At 60.8% G+C, this 24,956-nt stretch carries 19 protein-coding genes and 5 pseudogenes; 12 read left to right on the top strand and 12 right to left on the bottom strand.

Features of this window, described 5'->3' with window-relative positions:
• Window positions 1-34: 34 nt before the first annotated feature.
• Window positions 35-763, top strand: a pseudogene (locus HLUSI_RS29625) (LD-carboxypeptidase); the annotation flags it as partial.
• A gap of 9 nt (window positions 764-772) precedes the next feature.
• Here the strand turns inward: HLUSI_RS29625 and HLUSI_RS0119025 are convergent.
• Window positions 773-1,366 (bottom strand): DUF1439 domain-containing protein, encoded by a 594-nt coding sequence (locus HLUSI_RS0119025; protein ID WP_016835460.1) that lies wholly within the window; start codon window positions 1,364-1,366, stop codon window positions 773-775.
• A 223-nt stretch (window positions 1,367-1,589) separates the two neighbouring features.
• On the opposite strand from HLUSI_RS0119025, the gene HLUSI_RS0119030 reads away from it, so the two are divergent.
• The 5 genes from HLUSI_RS0119030 (at window position 1,590) to HLUSI_RS0119050 (ending at window position 7,590) form a co-directional block, all read left to right on the top strand.
• The gene (locus tag HLUSI_RS0119030) at window positions 1,590-3,188 is read left to right on the top strand and encodes an ABC-F family ATPase (protein ID WP_029363766.1); all 1,599 of its coding nucleotides are present in this window, start codon (window positions 1,590-1,592) and stop codon (window positions 3,186-3,188) included.
• 48 nt (window positions 3,189-3,236) lie between these two features.
• Window positions 3,237-4,376: a quinolinate synthase NadA gene (gene nadA, locus HLUSI_RS0119035; RefSeq protein WP_029363767.1), complete on the top strand. Its 1,140-nt coding sequence runs from the start codon at window positions 3,237-3,239 to the stop codon at window positions 4,374-4,376.
• Window positions 4,373-5,260: a carboxylating nicotinate-nucleotide diphosphorylase gene (nadC, locus tag HLUSI_RS0119040; RefSeq protein ID WP_016835463.1), complete on the top strand. Its 888-nt coding sequence runs from the start codon at window positions 4,373-4,375 to the stop codon at window positions 5,258-5,260. Before nadA ends, nadC begins: the two co-directional genes overlap by 4 nt.
• A gap of 228 nt (window positions 5,261-5,488) precedes the next feature.
• Window positions 5,489-6,784 (top strand): MASE1 domain-containing protein, encoded by a 1,296-nt coding sequence (locus tag HLUSI_RS0119045; RefSeq protein WP_040503678.1) that lies wholly within the window; start codon window positions 5,489-5,491, stop codon window positions 6,782-6,784.
• Window positions 6,781-7,590, top strand: a complete 810-nt coding sequence (locus HLUSI_RS0119050) for an alpha/beta hydrolase (protein ID WP_016835465.1) — start codon at window positions 6,781-6,783, stop codon at window positions 7,588-7,590. Before HLUSI_RS0119045 ends, HLUSI_RS0119050 begins: the two co-directional genes overlap by 4 nt.
• Window positions 7,591-7,596: 6 nt before the next feature.
• Here the strand turns inward: HLUSI_RS0119050 and HLUSI_RS0119055 are convergent, their stop codons facing one another.
• The 7 genes and pseudogenes from HLUSI_RS0119055 to HLUSI_RS0119085 form a co-directional block, all read right to left on the bottom strand.
• Window positions 7,597-9,873 (bottom strand): patatin-like phospholipase family protein, encoded by a 2,277-nt coding sequence (locus tag HLUSI_RS0119055; protein WP_193365587.1) that lies wholly within the window; start codon window positions 9,871-9,873, stop codon window positions 7,597-7,599.
• Window positions 9,874-9,987: 114 nt separating this feature from the next.
• Window positions 9,988-10,266 carry a putative quinol monooxygenase gene (locus HLUSI_RS0119060; RefSeq protein ID WP_016835467.1) on the bottom strand — a complete coding sequence of 93 codons (279 nt, stop codon included), beginning with the start codon at window positions 10,264-10,266 and terminating at the stop codon, window positions 9,988-9,990.
• A gap of 100 nt (window positions 10,267-10,366) precedes the next feature.
• Window positions 10,367-11,934 (bottom strand): annotated as a pseudogene (gene nadB / locus HLUSI_RS29630) (L-aspartate oxidase).
• A gap of 166 nt (window positions 11,935-12,100) precedes the next feature.
• Window positions 12,101-13,312 carry a formate-dependent phosphoribosylglycinamide formyltransferase gene (gene purT, locus HLUSI_RS0119070; protein WP_016835468.1) on the bottom strand — a complete coding sequence of 404 codons (1,212 nt, stop codon included), beginning with the start codon at window positions 13,310-13,312 and terminating at the stop codon, window positions 12,101-12,103.
• A 178-nt stretch (window positions 13,313-13,490) separates the two neighbouring features.
• Window positions 13,491-13,802, bottom strand: coding sequence for an AtuA-related protein (locus HLUSI_RS0119075; protein ID WP_016835469.1), 312 nt, complete (start codon window positions 13,800-13,802; stop codon window positions 13,491-13,493).
• A gap of 1 nt (window position 13,803) precedes the next feature.
• The gene (locus HLUSI_RS0119080) at window positions 13,804-15,144 is read right to left on the bottom strand and encodes an acyclic terpene utilization AtuA family protein (RefSeq protein WP_016835470.1); all 1,341 of its coding nucleotides are present in this window, start codon (window positions 15,142-15,144) and stop codon (window positions 13,804-13,806) included.
• 37 nt (window positions 15,145-15,181) lie between these two features.
• Window positions 15,182-16,498, bottom strand: a complete 1,317-nt coding sequence (locus HLUSI_RS0119085; RefSeq protein WP_016835471.1) for a CitMHS family transporter — start codon at window positions 16,496-16,498, stop codon at window positions 15,182-15,184.
• A 181-nt stretch (window positions 16,499-16,679) separates the two neighbouring features.
• Between HLUSI_RS0119085 and HLUSI_RS0119090 the strand changes: the two genes are divergently transcribed.
• The gene (locus HLUSI_RS0119090) at window positions 16,680-17,585 is read left to right on the top strand and encodes a LysR family transcriptional regulator (RefSeq protein ID WP_016835472.1); all 906 of its coding nucleotides are present in this window, start codon (window positions 16,680-16,682) and stop codon (window positions 17,583-17,585) included.
• Window positions 17,586-17,675: 90 nt separating this feature from the next.
• Here HLUSI_RS0119090 and HLUSI_RS0119095 read toward each other — a convergent pair whose 3' ends face one another.
• Window positions 17,676-19,337, bottom strand: a complete 1,662-nt coding sequence (locus HLUSI_RS0119095; protein WP_016835473.1) for an MFS transporter — start codon at window positions 19,335-19,337, stop codon at window positions 17,676-17,678.
• Between the two features lie 183 nt (window positions 19,338-19,520).
• Window positions 19,521-20,138, bottom strand: a complete 618-nt coding sequence (locus HLUSI_RS0119100) for a 3'-5' exonuclease (RefSeq protein ID WP_016835474.1) — start codon at window positions 20,136-20,138, stop codon at window positions 19,521-19,523.
• A 152-nt stretch (window positions 20,139-20,290) separates the two neighbouring features.
• On the opposite strand from HLUSI_RS0119100, the gene HLUSI_RS0119105 reads away from it, so the two are divergent.
• The 5 genes and pseudogenes from HLUSI_RS0119105 to HLUSI_RS0119125 form a co-directional block, all read left to right on the top strand.
• Window positions 20,291-20,593: a Dabb family protein gene (locus HLUSI_RS0119105; RefSeq protein WP_016835475.1), complete on the top strand. Its 303-nt coding sequence runs from the start codon at window positions 20,291-20,293 to the stop codon at window positions 20,591-20,593.
• Window positions 20,594-20,605: 12 nt separating this feature from the next.
• Complete coding sequence (locus HLUSI_RS0119110; protein WP_016835476.1) at window positions 20,606-21,043, top strand: PaaI family thioesterase; 438 nt, start codon at window positions 20,606-20,608, stop codon at window positions 21,041-21,043.
• Window positions 21,044-21,091: 48 nt separating this feature from the next.
• Window positions 21,092-21,399: pseudogene (locus tag HLUSI_RS29635) on the top strand (GNAT family N-acetyltransferase).
• A gap of 271 nt (window positions 21,400-21,670) precedes the next feature.
• Window positions 21,671-22,963, top strand: a complete 1,293-nt coding sequence (locus HLUSI_RS0119120; protein WP_016835477.1) for a dicarboxylate/amino acid:cation symporter — start codon at window positions 21,671-21,673, stop codon at window positions 22,961-22,963.
• A 61-nt stretch (window positions 22,964-23,024) separates the two neighbouring features.
• Window positions 23,025-23,294: pseudogene (locus HLUSI_RS0119125) on the top strand (cation:dicarboxylate symporter family transporter); the annotation flags it as partial.
• Between the two features lie 458 nt (window positions 23,295-23,752).
• Here the strand turns inward: HLUSI_RS0119125 and HLUSI_RS29640 are convergent.
• Window positions 23,753-24,494, bottom strand: a pseudogene (locus HLUSI_RS29640) (NRDE family protein).
• Window positions 24,485-24,772, bottom strand: a complete 288-nt coding sequence (locus tag HLUSI_RS0119140) for a DUF4936 family protein (RefSeq protein ID WP_016835481.1) — start codon at window positions 24,770-24,772, stop codon at window positions 24,485-24,487. Before HLUSI_RS0119140 ends, HLUSI_RS29640 begins: the two are co-directional and overlap by 10 nt.
• Window positions 24,773-24,956 lie beyond the last annotated feature (184 nt).

Raw genomic sequence — 24,956 nt, forward strand, 5'->3', positions numbered from 1 at the left:
TGCTGGCGCAGACCGGCGCCCCGCCCATTGGCCCAAGCAAGCGGCTGCCGATCCCGAAGTGCAGGTCGTCATCGCCTTGCGCGGCGCCTACGGCATGTCGCGCATCCTGCCGGTGCTGAATTATGAAGCGCTGGCCGCCAGCGGCAAATTGTTCGTCGGCTACAGCGACATCACTGCCTTGCACCTGGCCTTGCTGGCGCAGACCGGCGCCGGCGGCATTGCGGGGCCGATGCTGTGCAGCGATTTCGGCGCCGAGACGCCGAGCGCGATGACGATGAACAGTTTCTGGCGCACCCTTACGCAGCCGACGCAGACCATTGCCGTGGAAGAGGCGGGCAACCCGGCGCTGAAGGTGTCGGGCAAGTTGTGGGGCGGCAACCTGGCGATGGTTGTGCATCTGCTCGGCACGCCGTACTTCCCGCAGGTCGACGGGGGGATCCTGTTCGTGGAAGACGTCAACGAACATCCGTATCGCGTCGAGCGCATGCTGCTGCAGCTGGAACACGCAGGTGTGCTGGCGCGTCAGAAGGCGGTGCTGCTGGGGGATTTCTCCAATTACCGATTGTCCGACTACGACAACGGCTACAACTTCGAACAGATGCTGGGTTATGCGCGCCAGCATCTGTCTGCGCCGCTGCTGACAGGATTGCCGTTCGGCCACATCGCCGACCGCGTCAGCCTGCCGGTCGGCGCCCATGCCGAGCTGGAATCCGACGCGCGCGGCTTTTCGCTGCGTCTCAGCGGCTATCCGATCCTGTCCTGAGGGACGGACCTACAAAGGCTTGATCTCGACCTTGACGCCATCGCTGAGCACCGTGATGGCGCCCGGTTCGAAACGCTTGCCGTTCATTTCCAATTGTTCCGGCTTGAAGGTGTAGAGCGGGTAATCCTTGAGCACCTGTTCCGCCGCGGCGTTGCCGATGGCATTGAGCTGCGGTGCGTATTGCGCCGGTACGCCGGCGATGTCGACCTTTTCCACCGAGGGCGAATCCAATCGCACCGAACGCGAGGCGGCGTCGTACTTGAGCGCGCTGCTCATCGACAGCGTGCCGTTGACGGGTTTGTTCATGAGCAGCTTGTTGTCGATCTGGGCGTCGACCACGGTGCTCAGGCGATTGCTTTCCGGATTGAGCGCGAGGCGCGGATTGCTCAGGTTGATGTCGAACATGTCCATGTAGCGCAGCTTGCGCGGGAATTGCGTGGCAATGGCCGACTGCAGGTCTTTCTTCGGGAAGGTGTATTCGCTGGTCCAGATGTTGTACGCGGCCTGGCTGGCGCCGGCCGCCGCCAACGCGCCGCAGGCCACCAATGCTGCGCTGGCCAGGGTACGCCAGCGGCTGAATGGGGATGTTGTCGTTTTGATCATCAGTCTTTCCTGTCATCGGGCAAAGCGGTTGGAACCGTTGCCGGGCAAATAATTCAAAGCGTTTGCCCCCGAATTACCTCCGTTCCGGGGCGCAGTCATGCCGGACTCGGCCTGCAATGGTAAAATCACGCGTTTACACCTGACTTGGCGGGTTGGCTTGGTTTCCGGCAACTTGCCGGGGCAACTCCTCAGGCAATATCTAAATACGTAAGGGCTTTTTTCAGTGTTATCCACGGCAAACATCACGATGCAGTTCGGCCCCAAGCCGCTGTTTGAAAACATTTCGGTCAAATTCGGCGACGGCAACCGCTACGGTCTGATCGGCGCCAACGGCTGCGGCAAGTCGACGTTCATGAAAATCCTCGGCGGCGATCTCGAGCCGTCGGCCGGCAACGTCAGCCTGGACACCAACGAGCGTCTCGGCAAATTGCGTCAGGACCAGTTCGCCTACGAAGAGATGCGCGTGCTGGACGTGGTCATGATGGGCCATACCGAAATGTGGGCGGCGATGGCCGAGCGCGATGCGATTTACGCCAATCCGGAAGCCACCGACGACGACTACATGAAGGCGGCCGACCTGGAAGCCAAGTTTGCCGAGTACGATGGCTACACCGCCGAAGCGCGCGCCGGCGAGCTGCTGCTGGGCGTAGGCGTGGCGATCGAACAGCACCAGGGCCCGATGAGCAACGTCGCGCCGGGCTGGAAGCTGCGCGTCTTGCTGGCGCAGGCGCTGTTCTCGAATCCGGACATCCTGCTGCTCGACGAACCGACCAACAACCTCGACATCAACACCATCCGCTGGCTGGAAGACATGCTCAACGAGCGCAACTCCACCATGATCATCATTTCCCATGATCGCCACTTCCTGAACCAGGTCTGTACGCACATGGCCGACATGGACTACGGCACGCTGAAGGTCTATCCGGGCAACTACGACGAATACATGCTGGCGTCCTCGCAAGCGCGTGCGCAGCAACTGTCGGTCAATGCCAAGGCCAAGGAAAAGGTCGCGGAGTTACAGGATTTCGTGCGCCGCTTCTCGGCCAACAAATCCAAGGCGCGCCAGGCCACATCGCGCGCCAAGCAGATCGACAAGATCAAGGTCGAAGACATCAAGCCGTCCAGCCGCGCCAATCCGTTCGTGCGTTTCGACGGCGAGAAGAAGCTGCATCGCCTGGCGGTGGAAACGCAAGGCATCAGCAAGACCTATGACCGTCCGATATTCAAGAACTTCAGCATCATGGTGGAAGCCGGCGAGAAGATCGCCATCATCGGCGCCAACGGCGTCGGCAAGACCACCTTGCTGCGCAGCATCGGCGGCGACGTCACCGGCTTGCATCCCGATGGCGGTCTGGTGAAGTGGGCCGAAAACGCCAACGTCGGCTACATGCCGCAGGATCCGACCGAAGAATTCGCCAAGGGTGAAATCCTGACCGACTGGATGGGCCAATGGACCCAGGAAGGCGACGACGACCAGGCGGTACGCTCGATCCTCGGTCGCCTGCTGTTCTCCGGCGACGACGTCAAGAAGTCGGTCCAGGTGCTGTCCGGCGGTGAAAAGGGCCGCATGATGTACGGCAAACTGATGCTGGGTCGCCATAACATCCTGCTGATGGATGAGCCCACCAACCACATGGATATGGAATCGATCGAATCGCTCAATATCGCACTTGAAAAATATGCCGGCACACTGATCTTCGTGTCGCACGACCGTGAGTTCGTTTCGTCGCTGGCGACGCGCATTCTGGAAGTGAAGGAAAACGAGATCATCGACTTCCGCGGCAGCTACGAAGATTATCTGTCCAGCCAGGGCATCGAATAACTTTTTTCAGGCGATCGATTTTTCGATCGCCTTTTTATCGTCCAAGCCATGCAAGCAACCGCAATGAAGGTCGTCGAATTTGAACGACCGCAGATGGAGACAGGCAGCAGCTGCACAGCCAACGCGTGGGCCAAGGTCCCGGCCACGCCGACGGCCGATGAGCGCCAGGCGTTGAAGGCGCGCATCAGACAGTTGCTGAAGGAAAAACAGGCAGTGCTCGTCGCGCATTATTACGTCGACGGCGACCTGCAAGACCTCGCCGAAGAAACCGGCGGTTGCGTCTCCGATTCGCTCGAAATGGCGCGCTTCGGCCGCGACCATGCCGCGCAGACGCTGGTGGTCGCCGGCGTGCGCTTCATGGGCGAAACCGCCAAGATACTGAGCCCGGAAAAGCGCATCCTGATGCCGGATCTGGACGCCACCTGTTCGCTCGACCTCGGTTGCCCGACCGATGAGTTCAACGCCTTCTGCGATGCTCATCCGGACCGCACCGTGGTCGTGTACGCCAACACCAGCGCCGCCGTCAAGGCGCGCGCCGACTGGATGGTGACCTCGTCGATCGGTCTGGATATCGTCAAGCACCTGCATGCGCAAGGCAAAAAAATCCTGTGGGCTCCCGACAAGCACCTGGGCGGCTACATCCAGAAGCAGACCGGCGCCGACATGCTGCTGTGGCAGGGTTCCTGCCTGGTGCACGACGAGTTCAAGGGCGTCGAACTGGAACTGCTGCGCAAGGAATATCCCAAGGCCCTGATCCTGGTGCATCCGGAGTCGCCCGAAGGCGTGGTGGCGCAAGCCGACGTGATCGGCTCGACTTCGCAACTGATCGCCGCGGTGCAATCATCGGACGCGAAGGAATTCATCGTCGCCACCGACAACGGCATCCTGCACAAGATGCGCGCCGCCGCGCCCGGCAAGGTCTTCATCGATGCGCCGACCGCCGGCAATTCCGCCACCTGCAAGAGCTGCGCGCATTGCCCGTGGATGGCCATGAACGGTTTGCAGAACCTGCTGCACGTGCTGGAAACCGGCAGCAACGAAATCCACGTCGATCCTGCCATCGGCAGGAAGGCCGTGGTCTGCATCGACCGCATGCTGGATTTCGCGGCGCAGAAAAAAGCCAATGTGCGCCCGACCGGCGCATTGGAAAACGAACAAACACTGTTTGCAGGAATCGGCCCAGCATGAGTCTCACCGTCAGCAGCACCAGCAATCTGCGCAATCCGTTTGCACCTTTCGATCCGGCCTTGTCGGCGGCCTTCGACGCCAACGTCAACCTGGCGATTGCCGAAGATGTCGGCAACGGCGACCACACCGGCAAGCTGGTGCCGGAAAACGAACACGTCAAGGCCCGCGTCATCGTGCGCGAACAAGCCGTGCTGTGCGGCGCGCCCTGGTTTGAAGCCGTCATGGCGCGGCTCGATCCGCGCCTGCGCGTTGACTGGAAGTTCGGCGAGGGCGACTTGATGCCGGCCGATGCCGAAGTCTGCCGCATCGAAGGCCCGGCGCGCGCCTTGCTGACTGCGGAACGCGGCGCATTGAATTTCCTGCAATTGCTGTCCGGCGTGGCGACCGCCACGCATCGCTACGTCGATCTGATCCGCGATACCCGCGCGCGCATCCTCGACACCCGCAAGACCTTGCCGGGCCTGCGCCTGGCGCAGAAGTACGCCGTGCGCGTCGGCGGCGGCATGAACCAGCGCCTGGCGCTGTACGACGGCATCCTGATCAAGGAAAACCACATCGCCGCAGCCGGCGGCATCACCGCTGCCGTGACGGCGGCGATCAAGCTCAACGCCGGCGTCAGCATCCAGGTCGAAGTCGAAAGCATCGATGAGCTTGGCGAAGCGCTGGCGGCAGGCGCCACCTCGATCCTGCTCGACAACTTCTCGCTCGACATGATGCGCGAAGGCGTCATGATCAACGCGCGCCGCGCCGTGCTGGAAGCGTCCGGCGGCATCAACATGGAAACCGTACGCGCCATCGCCGAGACCGGCGTGGACCGCATTTCGGTGGGTAGCCTGACCAAGGATCTGCAGGCGATCGACTACTCGCTGCGAATCATCGGCTGAGGTTGGCTGAGGTCGGTTGGCCGGCTTTCTTCCTTCTTTCGATATAGCCTCTCGACACAGCCCGCGTGCCTTCACGGCAGGCGGGCTGTGTCGTTTTGCAGCTGCGCTTGCTGCGTGCGCTGATAGAATGCGCCATTGCATCGGGCGTCAGGCAAGGCAATTGGACGGCTGCACATACTGATACTGCACGTACGCCCGCGCCGGCACGCCATCTTCGGGGAAACCATCGTGAAATCAAACAATCTCGCTGCACCGCTGCTATGGGCCGCTCTGTACTTCGTGTTCGGTTTCGTCTCGCATGCGTTGAACGGCTCTTTCGTCGCCACCGGCTATATCTGGCTGCCGGCCGGCATCACCGTTAGCGCCTTGTTGCTGACGCCGACCGTGCGCTGGTTTCCATTACTGGTGCTGTTGTTCGCTGCACAGATTCTTCTGGGCTGGCTGGAGCATCGCGAGCTCTGGCGCATGGCCTTGTTTTGCCTGGATGAAATCGGCGTCGCGGCGGTGGCGGTGTGGCTGGTCCGGCGCGCGCCTTTCCCGATGGAAGGCTTGTATTTCGTCCGTGGCCTGCTGATGGTCGGCGTCGGCGCCAGCGTCGTCAGCGGCCTGTTCGGCGCGGCCTGGTTCGCGGCAACGCAAGGCACGTCATTCTGGCCGACCTTGCGCGTCTGGGCGTTGTCGGACCTGGTCGGCATCCTGATCATGACGCCGGTGCTGGCGAGCTGGTCGCAGTTCCGGGCGACGCGCTCGGGCGGGATCGCGCGTACCGAATTCCTGCTGGGGCTGGCTTGCTTCATTGCCGTCATTGCGACCGGTTACCTTGCATTCGACAGCGACCTTGACCGTATCATTTTCGATATCGATTTTTCAACGACGTATCTGCCGCTGTTTTTCATCGCGCTGGTCGCCTTGCTGTGGGGCGGTCGCGGCGGCGCCTTGTCGGTCGCGGTATTGTCCTTGATGGCGTTTATCTACAACTCGCTGGGACGCGGACCGTTCGTCGAGCTGGTCCGGCTGAATTCCAGCAATGCCTTGCTGGAGTTGCAGATCTATCTGGCGGTGGCGTCGTTGCTGTCGCTGCTGATCAGCGCATTGAAGACCACGCGCGAGCAACTGCATGAAGATGTCGCGCGCTGGAAGAGTAACGTCGAGCTGGCGCTGACGGTGAGTCGCCAACTGGTGTACAGCATCGATCCGGGGAAAAAGACCATCGCCTGGAGCGGCGACGTGCAAAGTTTGCTCGGTCTTTCACCGGACAAGCTCGCGACGCTGGACCATGCATTGAAGCTGGTGCATCCGTTGGATCAGCATCGCCTGCGTCAGCGTTGGCTGGAAGAAGAGAGCGGCGGCAGCGACGACGCCCGCGAAGACATGCCGTTCCGCTTGCTGCTGGCCGACGGAAAAATCATCGGCGCAATTGACATGAGCCGCAGTTTGCGCGATCCCGACGGCAGTCTCGTCATGGTCGCCGGCACGTGGCATTTCGACGGCGCAGATCTCGCGCAGGGCCGGAGCGAAAAATGACAGCCCGCGTCGGCGTCATCATGATTCACGGCTTGGGCGGCACGCAATACGATTTGGGAGCCATGCACAAGATCCTGCAAAAAGCGGGCGCCGATACGCATGCCGTGACCTTGCCCGGACATGGGACCAGGCCGGAGGATCTCATCCCGATCCGCGCCGAGCAATGGATCGACTTGCTCATTGCGCAATATCGTGAATTGCAGCCGCAGTACGAGCAGTTGCATGTCATGGGCATGTGCATGGGAGCATTGCTGGCGCTGGCCTTGTGCGAGCGCGTCGGGCATACGGCAAAGCAGGGCAAGCTGGTCACGCTGGCGCCGCCGATCTACATCGACGGCTGGTCAACGCCGTGGTATGCCAATTTGCGCCGGCTGTTCTATCTGATTCCGGGTGTCGCCTCGCGCATGAAGGTGGAAGAGGGCGAGCCTTACGGCATCAAGAACACGCTGGTGCGCGCCGTGGTCAAGGCCAAGTTCGAGCGCGGCGACAATTTCCACTATCCGTGGGTGCCGATGGCCTGCATCCGCCAGGTTGACCGTCTGCGCGGCTGGGCCGCTGCCGGCGCGAAGAACATCAAGGCGCCGACGCTGATCGTGCATGCGCGGGAAGATGAGCTCACCAGTTTACGCTCGGCGGAATTCCTGCAGGCGCGCATTGCAGATGCCCGCACCGTGGTGCTGGAGAACAGCTATCACATGATCTGCGTCGACAATGACCGCGACCAGGTCGCCAACAGCGTGCTGGAATTTTTCGGCTTTCCACCGATGGCGGAGCGGATACGCCGGCAGCGCGGCGCGGCTGCCTGAGGCATATCAGAACACGCGTCCAAGCTGCAGATAGACGTTCCACACGCCCTGATCGCCCAACGCGGCGCCAAAGTACAGCGGTCCGACCGGACTGCTGCCGCCGAGGAACAGGCTGACGCTCTTTCGATACGGACCGTCGCCCATGGCGCTGCGCGACTGCCACACATTGCCGGCTTCGAGGCTGGTGCCGAGCACCGGATTGCGCAAGCCCGGTACGGCGAAGTCATTGAGGTCGCGCAAGTAGGTCAGCCTGCTGTAGAGCAGATAATTGCCGTAGAACTGGTCGGCCGCGTATGCCGACAGACGCTGGAATCCACCCAGGAAAAAGCCCGGTCCCGCGCTGTTGGAAGACAGGTTGCTGGCTGCTTCCAGCGCCACGTTAACGGTATTGCGGTCATGGCTGAAGGCCCACAGGCTCTTGAACTGGGCGTCGCTGTAGCGATCTTCTTGCTTGCCGAAACCGCGATGCGCTTCGGCGAACAGGTAATAGCCCTTGCGCGGGAATAGCGGATCGTCGAGCTGGTCGATGGTCAATCGTGCGCGCGCCACCGGCTGGTTGCTTTGCGCGGCGTCATAGAGTGAACCGAACGCAGGATCCGACAGGTTGTAGGACGGCGTGTATTTGTTGTGCTGGTAATTGACACCCAGCCGCACTTCGCCCAGCCGCGCCAGCGGCATGCCGAGGTCGACGCCGGCAGTGTAGGTGTCGATGCGGTATTGCGTTGCCGGCGATGCTTTGGCGTCGCTGCCGTCGAGGTAGATGTCGACATAGCGGCGGCTCAGGTCGACATACGGCGACAGGTAAATGCCGCTGGTGCCGAAGACCGGCTGGCGCAGTTCGCTGTGCAGGCTGGCGCGGTTGTTGCCGAGCACCAGGTCGTTGCGCCATTCGAGGCCGCTCTGGTCGATCCATGGATAGCGATGGCCGATCTGCAGATTGACGCCGCCGCGACCGTTGAAATTATTGGACAGGCCGAGGCCGAACAGCAGGTACTGCGGTCCCCAGGACTTTTCTTCGGCGTCGATCAGCAGCACATTGCGGCCATCTTTTTCGACGATCTCCTGCGTCAGCGCATTGAAGTCGCCATTGGTCGCCAATTGCGACAACTGCTGGTTGATCTTGTCGGCGTCATAGACGTCGCCTTCCTTCACACTGAGCCGGCTGCGCACATACGCTGCGGGGATTCGTCCGGTGGTCTTGATTTCGATGGCATCGACGCGGGTGTCGTGCGCCAGAACCACCCCGGTCCGGCGCGCCGCCAGATAGGCTTGCCACTCGGTCGGTGACAGCGACAGTTCGGTGAGCCGGGCGCTCTGTGCCTGCGCTGCGTTCCAGCCGGCGTTGACGCCATCCTTGCCGCGTGCAAAATCGGTGAAGGACATGCCGCTCAGCTCCGGTTCGATCAGCACGTCGTTCTTGCCGAGCAAGGCCTTCTGCGCCTTGACGTTCTGCTGGATCAGGATGCCCACCATCTGCTGCGCGACGGCGGTGGGGGATTGCAGATTGGCGGGATCCTGCAGGGGCGTGGCGATGTTGACCGCGATGATGACGTCGGCGCCCATGTCGCGCGCTTCCTGCACCGGCAGGTTGCTGACCAGGCCGCCGTCGACCAGGGTGCGGCCGTCGATCGGATACGGCGCAAACAGCCCCGGCACCGCCATGCTGGCGCGCATGGCGCGTGGCAACGAGCCTCGCTCCAGGATGACTTCGGTGCCTTTGCCCAGATCGGTGGCGACGGCGCGAAACGGAATCGGCAACTGGTCAAAGGAGATGTTGGCCGGCAACTGCGCCGTCCAGTTCTGCAGCAAGGTCAGCAGGTTGTTTCCCTGCACCAGGCCGGGGGCGAGCTTGAGCTTGCCGTCGTCGTAACCGGCGGCGATCGAGATCGGATACTGGAAGTCGTCTTCACGTTGCGATTGCGGCAGCTTGGCGCGTTCGTTGCGGTCGAAGGCGATGTCGGACAGATTGGTGGCCGCCAGCCGCCGCTCCAGCTCCCCGGCATCCAGCCCGCTGGCGTAGAGCCCACCGATGAGCGCTCCCATGCTGGTGCCGGCGATGCAATCGATGGGGATATGCAGCTGCTCCAGGTATTGCAGTACGCCCAGGTGGGCGTAGCCGCGCGCGCCGCCGCCGGACAGGACCAGGCCGATGCGCGGACGCGGCTTGGCTGCGGTTGCGGAGGAAGCGTCTGCTGCCGATGAAGATGCGGTAGTAGCAAGGAATGCAACCCCCGCCAGCAGGCAGAGCAAGCGAAGGGGGATAAGGTCGGCGGGGCGTGTCACGATGTCGGGAGGGGAGGCGAAGATTGGCGATGGCCCAATAGTAAATCGGGCCGGACCAAACAGGCAACGCAACACGTTCAGAGTGTCTTCATTCCGAAGACGCGTGATGAGCTTTTATTGGTAGTAACCGCCGACCGGTGGTGACGCCAGCATGGTTTTCACTTCCTCGATGCTTTCGTGCGGCACGTGTTGCAGCGATTGGTGATGGGCGTCGATGCTGTCCCAGACTTCGATGATGACCATGCGTGCCGGGATGGTCTGGTCCTGCAGCAATTGACAGGACTGGCAACCGGATGACGCGCGGATGGCCGGCAACAGGGCAGTCAGGAACTTCTTCAGCGCGTCGACCTGGTCGTCGAGCGCACGGAATGTATTGATACGCGTAATGCTCATCGTCTCCTCCTTGGGCAGGCTGCATTCAATGACGTGGCGAGCTGGTCGTTGCTGTTCCTGCGGCCATTATGAACCGAATTGCCGAGCGATTGTTCCTACGTCATTTTTGCTGCGTCAGCACCGTCGGCACGGCTTCCGCCAGCGTGTCCGGATAGTCGAGGCTGTAATGCAGGCCGCGGCTTTCTTTCCGTGCCAACGCGCTGTTGACGATCAGCGAGGCGACTTCGACCAGGTTGCGCAGTTCCAGCAGATCGCGCGTGATGCGGAAATTGGCGTAGTACTCGTCGATTTCTTCGCGCAGCAGACGGATGCGGTGCTGCGCCCGTTCGAGGCGTTTGTTGGTGCGCACGATGCTGACGTAGTTCCACATGAAGCGGCGCAGCTCGTCCCAGTTGTGCGAGATCACGACTTCTTCGTCTGCGTTGGTGACGCGGCTTTCGTCCCAGGCCGGCAAGGCGATCACGGGCGCCGCGGCTTGCTGTTCGATGAACTGCGCGGCGGCGCGGCCCAGCACCAGGCATTCCAGCAGCGAATTGCTGGCCAGGCGGTTGGCGCCATGCAGGCCGGTATAGGCGGTCTCGCCGACGGCGTACAGGCCGGGCAGGTCGGTGCGGCCGGACATGTCGGTCACTACGCCGCCGCAGGTGTAGTGCGCTGCAGGCACGACCGGGATCGGTTGCTTGGTGATATCGATGCCGAACTCCAGGCAGCGCGCCTGGATGGTCGGGAAATGTTCCTTGATGAATTCGGGCGGCTGGTGGCTGATGTCCAGGTCCACATGGTCCAGGCCGCGCTTTTTCATCTCGAAGTCGATGGCGCGTGCTACCACATCGCGCGGCGCCAGTTCGGCGCGCTCATCATGTTCCGGCATGAAGCGCTGTCCGGCTGCTGCACCGGCCGACAGCGGCAGCTTCAGCAGGGCGCCTTCGCCACGCAGCGCCTCGCTGATCAGGAAAGACTTGGCGTAAGGGTGGTACAGGCAGGTCGGATGGAACTGGATGAACTCCATGTTGGCGACGCGGCAACCGGCGCGCGAGGCCATGGCGATGCCGTCGCCGGTGGCGGAGTCCGGGTTCGACGTGTACAGGTAGACCTTGCCGGCGCCGCCGGTGGCCAGCACGGTATGGTCGGCCGCGATGGTGACGACCTTGCCCTGTTTGATGTCCTGCACGTAGACGCCGACGCAGCGCGGCGTGCCTTCTGCAGCAGGATCGAGCTTCTTGGTGGTGATGACGTCGATGGCGCAGTGATGCTCCAGCAGCGTGATGTTGGGATGGGCGCGTACGCGTTGTTCCAGCGTGACCTGGACGGCGTGGCCGGTGGCATCGGCGGCATGGATAATGCGGCGCTGGCTGTGGCCGCCTTCGCGGGTGAGGTGATAGCCGAGTTCGGCGCTGGCGTCGCGCGTGAAGGGCACGCCCTGTTCGATCAGCCATTCGATCGCTTCGCGGCCATGCTCGACGATGAAGCGATCAGCGTGTCGTCGATGTGCTGGTCATGACTATCGCCCGAATCGAGCACCGCGGCGATGCCGCCTTGCGCCCAGTTGCTGGCGCCGTCGAGCAATTCGCCCTTGGAGACCACGACCACGTTTTTCTTTTCGGCAAGATGCAGGGCGACGGACAAACCGGCAAGTCCGCTGCCGATGATGGCGACATCGCACTTCATGATCGTAAGCAAAGCTGCTGTAGTGGAGGGAGGCGACGATTATAACCAGTCGCGGCCAGGATATTGTTTATATCGTTTTCCCGTCCCGGCGCAGCCGGCCCGGGTAAAAGCAAAACGGGCTCCGATGAAGCATCGGAGCCCGTCAGTACGCCGATGACGTGCAGCCTTATTCCGGGATCACCGGCTTGACCTTGGCCGCAGCCTGCTTGGCGCGGATGCGGGCGGTCTCGACGTTGTCGGCGCTGGCCAGGGCCACGCCCATGCGGCGGCGGGCAAAGGATTCAGGCTTGCCGAACAGGCGGATCTCGGCGCCGGGAATGCGCAGCGCCTCAGCCACGCCATCGAAGGCGATGCCGCGGGCTTCATGCTGGCCATAGATGACAGCCGAAGCGCCGGGTGTGCGCAGCGCCGTGTTGACGGGCAGCCCCAGGATCGCCTTGGCATGCAGTTCGAATTCGCTCTGCACCTGACTGACCATGGTGACCATGCCGGTGTCGTGCGGACGCGGGCTGACTTCGGAGAACCAGACCATCTCGCCCTTGACGAACAGCTCGACGCCGAACAGGCCCAGGCCGCCGAGGTTTTCGGTGACTTTGCGGGCGATGTCGCGCGCCTTGTCCAGCGCGGCCGGATGCATCGGATGCGGCTGCCAGGATTCGACGTAATCGCCCTTGACCTGCACGTGGCCGATCGGATCGCAGAAGCTGGTGATGGTGTCGCCGTTTTCGTTGAGCGAACGCACGGTCAGCAGCGTGATTTCGTAATCGAAATCGATGAAGCCTTCGACGATCACGCGACCGGAGTCGACGCGGCCGCCGGCAGCGGCGTAGTTCCACGCGGCTTCAACTTCGGCGGCGCTGTCGATCTTCGACTGGCCCTTGCCGGAAGACGACATGACCGGCTTGATCACGCAGGGGAAGCCGATTTGTTCGGTGGCGGCCTTCAGTTCTTCGAGGCTGTCGGCAAAGCGGTAAGGCGAGGTCGCCAGACTCAGCGTTTCACCGGCCAGGCGGCGGATGCCTTCGCGGTTCATGGTCAGCCAGGCGGCGCGGGCGGTCGGGATGACATGCGCCTTGCCGGCTTTTTCCAGTTCGACCAGGGTTTCGGTGGCGATGGCTTCGATTTCAGGCACCACCAGGTCGGGTTGCTCCTTGGCGATCAGCGCAGCCAGCGCGGCGCCGTCGGTCATGTTGATGACATGCGAGCGATGCGCGACCTGATGGCCCGGCGCATCGGCGTAACGATCCACTGCAATCACTTCCACGCCCAGGCGTTGCAGGGCAATGATCACTTCTTTGCCAAGCTCGCCGGAACCGAGCAGCATGACTTTGGTGGCGGAAGGGGACAGCGGGGTGCCGAGGCGAACGGGTGTCTTCATTGGATAAATGCGGAAAGGAAAGGATGGGAAAGTCGGGGAATCGCGCGACGATACCAAATCCTGGCGGTTTTGGACAGCCAAAATTGCGCCGCCGTTAGCAAATCGGAAAGCTCTTGAGAGAATGCTTGAAGAAAGGCGGATAAGTGCAAGCAATCCTTAAAAACGCCTCAGCTGCTCCTTATTTCCGTTCGGGCAAGGTGATGGATAGCATCGCCCCGCTCAGACTCTTCCCATGCGCATCCAGCGCCAGCGAGCGCGTCACGCCGCCGCCCAGCGCGTGCTGCATGACGAAGTTGAGTGCGCCAAGGTGTGGCAGCTCGTAGCGAACCACGTCGCCTTGCACCACGCCGGCGAAATGCGCCTTCACGCGTTCCGTGGTCAGGTGCTTTTCCAGCAGGGCGTAGTCCTTGAGGTCGTAGGCGATGACGGAGATGTTGGATATGTCGCCCTTGTCGCCGGCGCGCGAATGCGCGATGTCTCGCAGCAGCATCTCAGTTCTCCTCGAAATGGATGGCCGGCGCGACCAGTTCGCGCGGCAGCAGCATCGATAATACGGCAATGACTTCGCGCGCCGATTTGGTGGCGCCGCCGCCGCCGGCCGGGCCGCAGGTGTAGAGCGTTTCGACTTCGTTGCCGATGCGTATGGCTTCGCGCAGGCTGGCGGTTCTGCCGGCGACGCGGGCGCGCACTTCGTAGGGTTCGTTGACGGCGGCAGAGAGTTGCGCGCCGTGGATGGCGTTGACGCCGATGAGGTCGTAGCGCACTTCGTCGGTCTGTACGCCGGTGAGGGCGAGGCGCTCCCTGACGATGTCCAGCGCCAGCTGGCCGCGTGCTTGCGCTCCGGGACCGGCATAGGAAATCTGGCCTTCGCCGACGTAGCTGTCAATGTAGCCGAGCGTGGTCTTGAGCGTGGCGGGACGGGCGCGACCGTTGCCGCCGCTGATGGCGACGCGGTCGGGGCCAACTTCGGTGATCGTCACTTGGGAGAAGTCAGCGATCACGTCGGGCGTGAAGTACGCCGCAGGATTGTGGATTTCGTACAGCAGCTGTTCCTTGCAAGTGGCCGCAGTGACTTGTCCGCCCGAGCCGGCGACTTTGGTGATGACGACGCTGCCGTCTTCGCTGACTTCGCCAATAGGAAAGCCGAGACGCGCCAGATCCTTGACATCTTTCACGCCGGGATCGGCAAAGTAGCCGCCGGTGATCTGACCCGCACATTCGAGCAGATGGCCGACCACGGTGCCTTGGCCAAGTCGTTGCCAGTCGTCCATCGCCCAGCCGAATTCATGGATAAGCGGTCCCAGTGCCAGTGCCGGATCGGCGATGCGACCGGTAATGACGACATCGGCACCGGCTTTCAGCGCGTCAACAATCGGCTGCGCACCGAGATAGGCGTTGGCGGATATCAGTTTGTCGCCGAGCGACTTGACCGGGAGCCCGTTGTCTTCGACGCGGTAGTCTCCTTGTTGCAGAATCTCCAATACGTCATCGCCGCAGATGGAAGCAATTTTCAGGTGGGATAGTCCGAGTTGCAGCGCGATTTCACGGATCCTGGCGGCACCTGCGAGCGGATTGGCGGCCCCCATATTGGTAATGATTTTGATGCCCTTGTCGGCGCATAATTTCAACACTGCGTGCATGCGGTCAGCCAGCAGAGGATCGTAACCTTTTTGCGGATCGGCGCGGCGTGCCTGCTGACCAATGGCGATGGTGCGTTCTGCCAGGCATTCGAAAATCAGATAGTCAAGCTCGCCTTTTTCGACGAGCTCGACGGCGGGTTCAATACGGTCGCCGGAATAACCGGCGCCAGCGCCGATGCGGATGGTTTTCATGGATGCTGGAGGTATCACGTGTCAGGTATCTGAGCGGTCAGAGTGGAAATAAGCCCAGCATAATCGCCACGATGGTCATGAAGATGGTGGTGGCGAACAGGAAGGGGATGGTGAATTTTTGATGGTCGCTGAGTTCAATGCCGACCAGCCCGATCAGCAGGAAGGTCGCCGGCGTCAACGGACTGACCGGAAAGCCCGTGGTCATTTGTCCCAATAGAGACGCTTGCGCCATTTGCACCGATGGCACGCCGAGGGCGCTGGTTGCTTCGGCCAACACGGGCAGCACGCCGAAGTAGAACGAGTCGGGGTCGAACAGCAGGCTTAAGGGCATGGAAATTACCGCCAACGCGGCCGGCAGATGGTGTGCCATATCTACAGGGATGCTGCCAGCGACAAACTTGGCCATCGCGGTCAGCATACCCGTGCCTTTCATGATGCCGGTGAACACACCGGCCGCCAGCAGGATGCTGGCCATCATGAGAGCTGCTTTCGCATGTGCATCGATGCGGGCGCGTTGCTGCGCCATATCTGGATAGTTGATGAAAAGGGCTAGTACCGTGCCGATCATGAAGCACACAACCGGATCGACTTTGCCGGTGATCATCGTCCCTAGCACGACAAGCACCAGAGCGACGTTGATCAGAAAGCGGCCGGGACGACGCAGCTCCTGCTGATCTTCGCTTAGTTCCTGTTGATGATGACTGATGCCCTGGTACTTTATGGCGGCGTTTTCACTGGTAAGGCCGAGGCGACGTTCCTCTTTTTTTCCGAGCAGCCAGGCGCAAGTGAAGACAAAAAGCATCCCGCAAATTTGTACCGGCACCAGCGGCAGGTATAGATCAGCCACCGGAATGTGCAGCGCGGCGGCTGCGCGCAAGGTCGGGCCACCCCACGGCAAGGCATTGGCTACGCCAGCTGCCATGGCGACTACGCAGGCCAAGATGCGCTTGTCCATCTGTAGCCGTTCGTACAACGGCAGCAGCGCCGGAATCGTCACCAGGAATGTCACGGCACCGGAGCCGTCGAGATGCACTACTGCCGCCAGAACAGCGGAGCCAAGCACGATGCGCGACGGCCGCATGCCGACAACTTTGAGGACTTTGTTGATGATTGGATCGAGCATGCCAGCGTCCTTGAGGATGCCGAAGAACAGAATGGCGAAGACGAACATGCCGACAATCGGAGCAATGCTCTTGATCCCATCGACCATGAATTTCCCGACGCCGAGGCCGAAGCCGCCGATCAGCGCGGCGGCAAATGGAATGGCAATGAGGGCCGCCAGCGGTGACATTTTTTTTGTCAGGATGGCGGTGAGTAAAACAATGATCGTGATAAAACCGAGCAGGGCAAGCATGCGTGTCTCCGGTATTTTTGTTGACGGAATTACCGGTAGCCGGTTTCCGTGGATTCTTGTTGATCCGTCTGGATACGTCTGTTCCAGACGCAGTGCAATGTGGGGCGAGTGTAGGTGCCGGGCAATTTTGTTGTAAAGTTCATTTTTTCGATTGATTAATCGGTTTTGTGAATGAATCCATATGCAAGCAAATATCTCGACCCGGCTGTTGCAGGGCTTTCTCGCACTTAACGACTGCCGCCACTTCGGCCACGCTGCTGAACGCTGCCATGTGTCGCAATCGGCGTTCAGCGTGATGATCCAGAAGCTGGAAGCCGCTGCCGGTGCGAAGTTGTTTGTGCGCGACACCCGCAACGTGACGCTGACAGCGGAAGGCGAGTTGTTCGTCGAAGTGGCGCGCCAGCTGATGACCGATATCGAGGCGGCGTTTTCCAACATGAGCGACTACGTTGCTCGCCGCAAGGGCAAGGTCTCCATCGCCGCCTTGCCGTCGTTGGCGGCAGGATGGCTGCCTCCGGTGCTGGCTGCATATCGCGCGCAGTATCCGGGCGTGACGGTGGAGCTGTTCGATGCGCTGTCGGATCATTGCCTGAACTATCTGCGGCAGGGCAAGGCTGATATTGCGCTGACCGCGCCGGGGCCGAACCTGATGGAGTTCGACACGCAACCGTTGTGCGAGGATCCGTTTTACCTGGTCTGCCGGCGCGACCACAAGCTGGCGAAGAAGCGCGTCATCCAGGTGCCGCAGCTGGCCGGCTGCGAACTGATCCACCTGGCGCGCTCCACCAGCGTGCGCCAGCATCTCGACGCGCTGCTGCAGCCGGTCGGGGTGGTCAATACGGGATTGGAGGTGGAGCATCTGGCGACGGTCGCCGGCCTGATCGAAAGCGGGCTGGGCGTGAGCCTGGTGCCGGAGCTGACGCTGTTCCAGTTCCGTCATCCGAACCTGGTGGCGATACCGTTGAATGCACCCGATCTGGTGCGGCCGCTGCTGATCGTCAAGGCCAAGGAACGCAGCCTGTCGATTGCGGCGCAAGGTTTGCTGGAGCTGATACAAGAAAAAAGCCGGTCAGGATTTGCACCCTGACCGGCTCGACGTACTCTCTCACTTGTATTTGCAGATTCTGCAGACTCCTTGCAAGCGAGGGAGCCGTCCGGCTTCCCCCTCTTGATGCTTTTAGTACTCTTCGGCGTTGATGTTGTTGTCCTTGGATTCCTTGACGAAGAGCAGACCGATGATAAATGTCGCCAGCGCGATCACGATCGGATACCACAGACCGTAATAGATGTCGCCCTTGTACGCCACCAGCGCGAAGGCCGTGGTCGGCAGCAGGCCGCCGAACCAGCCGTTACCGATGTGGTAAGGCATGGACATCGAGGTGTAGCGGATGCGGGTCGGGAACATTTCCACCAGCGCGGCAGCAACCGGACCGTAGACCATGGTCACGTAGAGCACCAGGATGAACAGCAGCAGCAGGACCATCGGCTTGTTCATCTGATCAGGATCAGCCTTGGTCGGGTAACCGGCAGCCTTGATATCGTCAGCCAGTTCCTTGGAGAACGCCTTGTCCTTCGCTGAAGCATCTTCCTTGGACAGGCCTGCGGCATCATACGAAGTGAGGATCTTCTCGCCGATCTTGATGGTGGCGACGGAGCCCGGGGCGCCAGCCACGTTTTCGTAGTTCACCGAAGCGGCGGACAGCTTGGCCTTGGCGATATCGCAAGACGAAGTGAATTTCTTGGTGCCGGTCGGGTTGAACTGGAATTGGCAAGTTGCAGGATCGGCGGTGACGATCACAGGCGCTTTTTTCAGGGCTGCTTCCAGCGCCGGGTTGGCGTAGTGAGTCAGGCCCTGGAAGATCGGGAAGTAGGTCACTGCAGCGATCAGGCAGCCGCCCAGGATGATAGGTTTGCGGCCGATCTTGTCGGACAGCGAACCGAACACCAGGAAGAACGGTGTTGCCAGCAGCAGCGCCAGCGCGATCAGGATGTTGGCCAGCGGACCGTCGACCTTCAGCGTTTGCGTCAGGAAGAACAGCGAGTAGAACTGACCTGCATACCAGACCACGGCTTGACCCGCAGTCATGCCGATCAGCGCCAGGATGACCAGCTTCAGGTTCTTCCATTTGCCGAATGCTTCGGTCAGCGGCGCCTTCGACAGCTTGCCTTCGGATTTCATCTTCAGGAAGGCCGGCGATTCATTCATCGACAGGCGGATCCAGACGGAAATGCCCAGCAGGATGATCGAGACCAGGAACGGAATGCGCCATCCCCAGTCGGCGAATGCGGCTTCGCCGACGGCGGTGCGTACGCCCAGGATCACCAGCAGCGACAGGAACAAGCCCAGCGTCGCTGTCGTTTGAATCCATGCCGTGAACGAACCGCGTTTGCCTTCCGGCGCGTGCTCGGCGACGTAGGTCGCTGCGCCGCCGTATTCACCACCCAGCGCCAGGCCCTGCAGGATGCGCAGGATGATCAGGATGATCGGAGCGGCAATGCCGATGGAGTTGTAATTCGGCAGGATGCCGACGATGAAGGTTGACGCACCCATGATCAGGATGGTCACCAGGAAGGTGTATTTACGTCCGACCAGGTCGCCCAGGCGGCCGAACACCAGCGCGCCGAACGGACGCACGATGAAGCCTGCGGCAAATGCCAGCAGCGCGAAAATGAAAGCGGTGTTTGGATCCGTGCCGGCGAAGAACTGCTTGGCGATGATCGCTGCCAGCGAGCCGTACAGATAGAAGTCGTACCATTCGAAAACAGTACCCAGCGAAGACGCGAAAATGACTTTGCGCTCTTCGGGAGTAATGGTGTGCGCAGTGGAAGCTGTCGCCATGCTTGTCTCCTAGATTTATTGATGTAATTGGATGTACAAACGGGCGACCGGGACGACCCAAACTGCGCAGGCGCCATTTGTGCACGGATGGAGTGTGCGACGCGAACCTTACGCAGGACTTGCTTGAAACTTACATAAGCTTACAGGGAATTTTCCGCATTGCAGCGTAGACGGCGATGACGATCAGGCCGCTTGCTGTTGCAGGAAAACCGGCACTTTGGCGGCAGGCAGGCGGTTGATTGCCGCCAGCAAGGTGGGGTCGACGCGTGTGCATTTGTGGTGGCCGCGCAGGCGCTCGCTCAAGTGCAGCAGCAACTCGGCGGAGACTTCGGCATCGGCTTCCGCTCTGTGGGCATGGCCGCTGAAGCGGATGCCGAGGCTGTCGGCCAGGCTCGACAAACGATAGCTGGACAGGCCCGGCAGCAGCCGGCGCGACAGCAGCAGTGAGCAGACCAGCTCGGAATAACCGGCCTGCAAATCAAGGCGTTCGGCTTCGGCGGCGAGGAATTTGGCGTCGAAACTGGCGTTGTGCGCTGCAAGAGCGTCGCTGCCGATGAAACGCAACAATTCCGGCAATACGCGTTCCACCGGCGGAGCGGAATCGACCATGTCCTGGGTGATGCCGGTCAGTACGGTGATTTCGTAAGGCACTTCGGCGCCACAGTTGATCAGCGAGACGAAACGCTCGACCACGCGGCCGTCGACAATGCGCAGCGCAGCGACTTCGGTGATGCGGGCGCCTTGCGCAGGACTCAGGCCGGTGGTTTCGAAGTCCAGCATGACGACAGGTTGGTTGATCACGGCAACGGCAATTCAAAAGATGACGAAGGACGAATTTTAATACGGCGTGAGGTTTCGCTCTGAAAATCATCCAGGAGAAGCACGCGTCCAGAGCATCTCGGACGGCCTTCGCTTATCATTACGGCTTTGCTTATTTTGCCGGGAGACTCGCCATGCTGAAACACATCGTCATGTGGAAACTGAAAGACCAGGCCGAAGGCGGCGACAAGGCGACCAATGCGCGCAAGATGAAGGAGCTGCTGGACGGTTGCAAGAACCTGGTGCCAGGCATCCTGAAGTTCGAAGCGGCGCTGGCGCAACCGGGGCTGGAAGCGACTTACGACGTGGTGCTGTATTCAGAGTTCGAATCGCAGGCGGCGCTCGATGCCTATCAGGATCATCCCGACCACATCGCCATCAAGCCTTTCATCGGCGCGGTCCGCGAGGCGCGTCAATGCATGGACTATCTGGCCTGAACACGCGCGGACATGACTCATTCACTCTCTGAAGTTTTCACCAACGGCAATCCCTATCTGGAGAGCCTGGGCGTCGAGGTCCTGGAATACGGCGACGGCAAGGCCTCCATGGCATTGCTGCTGCGCCCCGAATTCATGAACAGCTGGCTGGTCGCACAGGGCGGCATTTCGATGACGCTGATGGACGTCGCAATGGGACTGGCGGCGCGCACCGCGATTCCCGACGCCAAGTCGTCCGCCACGGTCGACATGAGCACCAGCTTCCTGCTGCCGGCGGGCAAGGCCGGCGAAACCATCGTTGCCAAGGGCGTTGCCTACCATCGCTCGACCACCATGTGTTTTTGTGAAGCCGAGCTGTGGAACGGCGACAAGCTGGTCGCCAAGGCCATGGGCACCTTCAAGGCGATCAAGCGCCTCGACATCGCCAAGAAGCTGACGGACGAGTCGTAATTCGTCATTGACCTCACCGACATCACCAGAACAACAGAGATTCCGAACATGAGCTACAACATCAAGATTGCCGCCTGGGACGTGCTGCGCGAGGACGCCGCAGTGATTCGTAATGAAGTCTTCGTCATCGAACAAAACGTGCCGGCCGAACTGGAAATGGACGAGATGGATGCGGTATGCGTACATGCCGTAGCCTACGATGCCGCCGGCGTGCCGGTGGCGGCGACAGTGAAGTGGCGTTGAACGCACAAACGCATGCAGCTTCCTTCTACGGCAGCCACGGTTTCACCCGGGAGGGCGCCGAGTTCATGGAAGCCGGTATCCCGCACATCCACATGCGCGCTGCGTTGGGCTGATCCCGCTGTCAAGCCCGGGGTGAGGGCGGTTCTCGTCCTTGCCCGCATTCCCCGATTTTTGTTTATTTTCGGTACGCGCCTGCTGTCCCATGTGGATGGCAGCGTGGTGTTGTCGTGGGGAAATGAATTGTATTTTGTTGTGGTTTCCCACAATATCTAGAGGTATGCCGGTCGGGCATACTTGCGCCCGCAGCGACTCATGCCGTGTTACATACCTTGCGACGTCGACTGCAGACAGTTTCCTGGATTTCATAATAAACGGAGAACCGCAATGGCCGCCAAAACGCCGATTTACAGATCCCTCTACTTCCAGGTACTGGTGGCAATTGCCATCGGCGTGCTGCTGGGCCACTTCTATCCACAGTCGGGCGAGGCGATGAAGCCGTTCGGCGACGGCTTCATCAAGCTGATCAAGATGATCATCGCGCCGGTGATTTTCTGCACCGTCGTGCTCGGCATCGCCGGCATGGAAGACATGAAAAAGGTCGGCAAGACCGGCGGCCTGGCGCTGCTGTACTTTGAAGTCGTCAGCACCCTGGCGCTGATCGTCGGCCTGATCCTGGTCAACGTGCTGCAACCGGGCGCGGGCATGAACATCGATGCAAGCACGATCGACACCAAGAGCATCGCCGCCTACACCGCACCGGGCAAGATGACCAGCACGACAGACTTCGTGATGAACATCATCCCGACCAGCATGTTCGATGCGTTCGCCAAGGGCGACGTGTTGCAGGTGCTGCTGATTTCGGTGCTGTTCGGTTTCGCGCTGCATAAGTTCGGCGGCCGCGGCACGCTGGTGTTCGATTTCATCGAAAAAATCTCGCATGTCCTGTTCTCGGTCGTCGGCACGATCATGAAGGCTGCTCCGATCGGCGCATTCGGCGCGATGGCATTCACCATCGGCAAGTACGGCGTCGGCTCGCTGCTGTCGCTGGGCAAGCTGATGGGGACGTTCTACCTGACCTGCCTGTTCTTCATCTTCGTCATCCTTGGCACCATTACGCGACTGCACGGTTTCAGCGTGTGGAAGTTCGTCAAGTACATCAAGGAAGAACTGCTGATCGTGCTGGGCACTTCGTCGTCTGAATCGGTGCTGCCGCGCATGCTGGCCAAGATGGAAAACCTGGGCGCCAAGAAGACCGTGGTCGGCCTCGTGATTCCGACCGGTTATTCGTTCAACCTGGACGGTACTGCGATTTACCTGACCATGGCGGCGGTGTTCATCGCCCAGGCGACCAACACGCCGATGACGTTGGTGCAGGAACTGACCTTGCTGGCCGTGCTGCTGCTGACTTCCTTCATCGTGCTGGCGGCGACGCTGTCGGCGGTCGGCCATGTGCCGGTTGCGGGCCTGGCGCTGATTCTCGGCATTGACCGCTTCATGTCCGAAGCGCGCGCGTTGACCAACACCATCGGCAATGGCGTCGCGACCCTGGTCGTGGCGAAGTGGAGCAACGAGCTTGATGAGAAGCGCCTGCATGCCCAGCTCAACAATGAGACATCGGAAGAGGCCGACGAGCCGGAAGCGGTCCTGGATCGCACCGAAGCCAAGATCCATCATTGACGTGGTTGTCGCTCGCTGATGCGGGCGGCGCAAAAAAAGGCGGCGAGACTAATGGTCTCGCGGCTTCATCGTGCTGGCGGCGACGCTGTCGGCGGTCGGCCATGTGCCGGTTGCGGGCCTGGCGCTGATTCTCGGCATTGACCGCTTCATGTCCGAAGCGCGCGCGTTGACCAACACCATCGGCAATGGCGTCGCGACCCTGGTCGTGGCGAAGTGGAGCAACGAGCTTGATGAGAAGCGCCTGCATGCCCAGCTCAACAATGAGACATCGGAAGAGGCCGACGAGCCGGAAGCGGTCCTGGATCGCACCGAAGCCAAGATCCATCATTGACGTGGTTGTCGCTCGCTGATGCGGGCGGCGCAAAAAAAGGCGGCGAGACTAATGGTCTCGCCGCCTTTTTTATTGTCATCGGCCGCACAAAAGAAAAGACCCATAACGGATGGGGCACGTTACGGGTCCGGGTCTCCTCGCAGCCTCTTGAGGACTGGATTTATTTGGACCTATTGTGTGCCGTTTGACGTGATTAGTCATTCTGCAGTGCAGCATTATTTATAGTGAGGAGAGCGGTGGAATGCGGGTTTGCGCGCAGGTGGCCGAAATTGGCAAACCGAAAAGGCAAAAAAAAAGCCCGCGACCTGACGGTGCGGGCTTAAATCCAATTCTTTAAGGAGGAAATTGGAGGAGACAGGTGCAACTTTAATGCTCTGCACAAAAACCATCTACTTTATTTCTCAAATATCAGATATGCGTTTTGGTGATAATGCCAGTATTTTCGCCCGAGGCCAGCCTTAGCTGGGGCTTTCAGGACGCTCGATTTCCGGTTGGAGCTTGAGTTTGCAGGGTGATTTCTTTTGTTGCGGCTCGGTGGCCGGGGGCGACTGGCAAGACGTGATCGGATCCGATACGTGCTCACTCAGGACCGGTTCGCCGACGATGGGTACGCGCACGACCGTGGAAGCGCGGGTGCCATAGTCGGGCGAGCAGATGAAGATGGAGGAGAGGACGCGCTCCCATTCCTGGCTGACGCCGGTGCTCGGGAGGCGGCAGTCGTTGGCGCGCGTGCTGTCGCTGAGCAGCTCGAAAAAGGTTTCTTCCGGCGCGCCTTGGCACAACAGGCTGGCGAATTGCGCCTTGGCGCGGGTCAACTTGGGCCATGGCGTGTCGAGCAAGGCATTGGACAGGCCGTAGACGCCATAGCCCAGCGGTTTGCCGTTGCGCGGATCCTCCTCTCCCTTATTGGAGTACCAGAGCAGGGTTTCGCGATCGCCGACGATCAGGTTGAAGCCGTTGTATTGGCCGGCATCGGCACGGATGTGCTCGACGTATTGTTCCGGCGTCAATGCGCCCGCCAGATAATCCGACACCAGTTTGCCGCGCGTGGGCGCATCCGGGCGTTTTTCAGTCGGTGCACGCACGTTGGTCAGCGCCGCGAAACGGCCGTGGCCCTGCCGCCAACGCGTGTGCGCGATTGGCCGCCGCAATCAGCGGCATGCCGGGGATGACTTTCCACGCAAAAATGATCAGGCACATGGTGAAAAATCCAGGAAGTATTCGGTGTGGCGCGGTCCGTCGATCAGTGCGGGCAAGCCGGAGCTTGTGACTGCCGCTTCAAGGACGCTTTCAAAGCCGTCCGGAGTATCGAGGTAGACCTCCATCCACGTATGCAAGCCGTCCTTGTCCTGCGGCCGTCGCTTCAGTTCGGTGGCGACCTGATACTGCTGCGACAGGCGTGCTTGCAAGGCGATTGCCTGTTGCTCCAGCTGTGCCGATTTTCCGGCAGGGACGCGGTAGTAAATATAAAGATCCATCGACGGGCTCCGGTCGCTTATGTCGCGGGTGCCGCTTACTGCGGGTCCGTCAATTCATACGGCAGCGTCTGCAATTGCAGCGCAGGGCCGTCGACACTGCCCAGATGGATGCTGCCGGATTCCGCCGCAGCCAGTTTGATTTCCACCAGGCAGGCCGAATTTTTTTTTTTTTTTTTTTTTTTTT

The sequence above is a fragment of the Herbaspirillum lusitanum P6-12 genome (genome assembly GCF_000256565.1).
Classification (GTDB): Bacteria; Pseudomonadota; Gammaproteobacteria; order Burkholderiales; family Burkholderiaceae_D; genus Herbaspirillum; species Herbaspirillum lusitanum.

Excerpts from the sequence above, each read along its gene's own strand:
- HLUSI_RS0119025 (WP_016835460.1), bottom strand. The coding sequence starts at position 1,366 with ATGATCAAAACGACAACATCCCCATTCAGCCGCTGGCGTACCCTGGCC.
- nadA (WP_029363767.1), top strand. The coding sequence starts at position 3,237 with ATGCAAGCAACCGCAATGAAGGTCGTCGAATTTGAACGACCGCAGATG.
- nadC (WP_016835463.1), top strand. The coding sequence starts at position 4,373 with ATGAGTCTCACCGTCAGCAGCACCAGCAATCTGCGCAATCCGTTTGCA.
- HLUSI_RS0119050 (WP_016835465.1), top strand. The coding sequence starts at position 6,781 with ATGACAGCCCGCGTCGGCGTCATCATGATTCACGGCTTGGGCGGCACG.
- HLUSI_RS0119060 (WP_016835467.1), bottom strand. The coding sequence starts at position 10,266 with ATGAGCATTACGCGTATCAATACATTCCGTGCGCTCGACGACCAGGTC.
- purT (WP_016835468.1), bottom strand. The coding sequence starts at position 13,312 with ATGAAGACACCCGTTCGCCTCGGCACCCCGCTGTCCCCTTCCGCCACC.
- HLUSI_RS0119075 (WP_016835469.1), bottom strand. The coding sequence starts at position 13,802 with ATGCTGCTGCGAGACATCGCGCATTCGCGCGCCGGCGACAAGGGCGAC.
- HLUSI_RS0119080 (WP_016835470.1), bottom strand. The coding sequence starts at position 15,144 with ATGAAAACCATCCGCATCGGCGCTGGCGCCGGTTATTCCGGCGACCGT.
- HLUSI_RS0119085 (WP_016835471.1), bottom strand. The coding sequence starts at position 16,498 with ATGCTTGCCCTGCTCGGTTTTATCACGATCATTGTTTTACTCACCGCC.
- HLUSI_RS0119090 (WP_016835472.1), top strand. The coding sequence starts at position 16,680 with ATGCAAGCAAATATCTCGACCCGGCTGTTGCAGGGCTTTCTCGCACTT.
- HLUSI_RS0119095 (WP_016835473.1), bottom strand. The coding sequence starts at position 19,337 with ATGGCGACAGCTTCCACTGCGCACACCATTACTCCCGAAGAGCGCAAA.
- HLUSI_RS0119105 (WP_016835475.1), top strand. The coding sequence starts at position 20,291 with ATGCTGAAACACATCGTCATGTGGAAACTGAAAGACCAGGCCGAAGGC.
- HLUSI_RS0119110 (WP_016835476.1), top strand. The coding sequence starts at position 20,606 with ATGACTCATTCACTCTCTGAAGTTTTCACCAACGGCAATCCCTATCTG.
- HLUSI_RS0119120 (WP_016835477.1), top strand. The coding sequence starts at position 21,671 with ATGGCCGCCAAAACGCCGATTTACAGATCCCTCTACTTCCAGGTACTG.
- HLUSI_RS0119140 (WP_016835481.1), bottom strand. The coding sequence starts at position 24,772 with ATGGATCTTTATATTTACTACCGCGTCCCTGCCGGAAAATCGGCACAG.